Consider the following 2,242-nt stretch of genomic DNA (forward strand, 5'->3'; position numbering starts at 1 on the left):
CACGAAGTCCGGAGGATACCCATGGCCATGGAGGCGCTAACCGGATCCGCAAAGCTCAGCACCAAAGTCCGACCCCTTGGCCGCTGAACGCGGCCCGCTCGACTTGGTGAGGCCCATGTATCCAGCCCTTACACCACACCACGCCAAGTACTACGCATATGACCTCACGCGCCGCGCCGCGGCGGGGGACCCGGACCGACTTTCAATGTCGCTCTTTGACGCGGCGGTCGATCTGAATCCTCATCAGATCGAAGCCGCGCTCTTCGCGCTGCAGTCCCCGCTTTCCAAGGGGGTGATCCTCGCCGACGAGGTGGGCTTGGGAAAAACCATCGAAGCGGGCATCGTGCTCTGCCAGTTTTGGGCCGAACGCCGACGGCGCCTGTTGGTCATCTGCCCGGCTTCGATTCGCAAGCAGTGGGCTCTCGAGATCGAGGAAAAATTCAACCTGCCGGTCACCGTGTTGGACGCCAAGTCCTACCGCCAGGCGCGGCGCGAGTCACGGGACCCGCTGCGCCCCGGCGCCATCATCATCGTGTCGTTTCATTACGCCAACCGTATCCGCGATGAGCTTCGGGCGGTGAATTGGGATCTCGTCGTGATCGACGAGGCCCATAAGCTACGCAACGCCTACCGCCCTAGCAACAAGGTGGGCCAAGGCATCCGGTGGGCGACCGAAGGCTGCCGCAAGCTGCTTCTCACCGCCACGCCCCTCCAGAACTCCCTGTTGGAACTGTACGGGCTCTCGACGCTGATCGACGAGAATTTGTTCGGGGATGTCTCCGCGTTCCGGGCACAGTACGCTGGCGCCGGCAGCGACCTCGGCGCACTCAGGGCACGGCTTGCGCCGTTTTGCAAGCGCACGCTGCGCAAACAGGTGACGGAGTACATCCGCTACACGGAACGAAGGGCCATCACCGTGCCGTTTCGGCCCACCGACGCTGAACATGTCCTCTACGAAGCGGTTTCGGCCTTTCTCCGTCGGGAAGAGAGCTACGCTTTGCCTCGGCGGCAGCGGCATCTCACGGCGCTCATCTTGCGCAAGCTCCTCGCGTCGTCCCCGCCCGCTATCGCGGCAACGCTTGACATTCTTCGAGAGCGCCTCGAGTCCTTGCGCGACGAGCGCAAGGAGAGCGACCCGGATTTCGCCGAGTGGCTCGTGGAGGACGAAGAACTGGAAAGCGACCTCCTCGACGAGATTCTCGGAGAGAACGGCAACGCGCATGCAGACCCGGCCGCCTCTGAGGGCATCGACCACCGGAAGCTCCGGGAAGAAATCGAGGAGTTGCGCCGACTCGCTGACCTGGCGCGTCGTATCGGCATCGACACAAAGGCGCACACCCTACTCAAAGCCTTGGAAATCGGCTTTCAGCAAATGGAGGCGATCGGCGCGGCCCGAAAGGCGGTGATCTTCACCGAGTCGCGCAGGACCCAAGAGTACCTCAAGAACTTCCTCGAGGCCCACGGCTACGGCGGCCAGGTGGTCGTATTCAACGGCACGAACGGCGGCCCGGAGGCCACCGCCATCTATGAGGCGTGGGTGGGCCGCAATGGCGAGACGGGGAGGGTTTCCGGCTCGCGGGCGGTCGATGTGCGTACCGCCCTGATCGAGCACTTCCGCGACTACGGGACGATCTTCCTGGCCACGGAGGCAGCGGCAGAGGGCGTCAACCTCCAGTTCTGCTCCCTCGTGGTGAACTACGACCTGCCCTGGAACCCCCAGCGCATCGAGCAGCGAATCGGCCGGTGCCACCGCTACGGGCAAAAGCACGACGTGGTCGTGATCAACTTCCTGAACGAGCGGAATGCCGCGGACCGGCGCGTCCTTGAGCTTCTCACCCAAAAGTTCAACCTCTTCAGCGGCATCTTCGGCGCGTCGGACGACGTTCTGGGCAGCATCGAGTCCGGGGTGGACTTCGAAAAGCGCATTCTCGCCATCTACCAGGAGTGCCGAACGCCGGAGGAGATCGACGCCGCCTTTGCGGCCTTGCAGGCTGAACTCGACGAGCAGATCCGCTCACGCCTCGACGAGACGCGCCGGGCGCTCTTCGAGCACTTCGACGAAGACGTACACGAGCGGCTACGGCTACGACTCGCGGATACCCGGGCCCAGCTCGACCGCGTGGGGCGGCGCTTCTGGGCGCTGACACGACACGTCCTCGACGGCCAGGCCCGTTTCGACGAGGATTCCCTCTCGTTCCACCTGGACCGACCGCCACGCCACGACATTCCCCGCGGCCGCTAC

1 protein-coding gene is annotated in these 2,242 nt (G+C 64.1%); it reads left to right on the forward strand.

Features of this window, described 5'->3' with window-relative positions; translation table 11 throughout:
* Nucleotides 1-115: 115 nt before the first annotated feature.
* Nucleotides 116-2,242 (forward strand): SNF2-related protein (locus tag ACYQ8L_RS18340; protein ID WP_459943266.1); only part of this gene is annotated, 2,127 nt, incomplete at its 3' end.

The organism is Deferrisoma palaeochoriense (genome assembly GCF_054656955.1).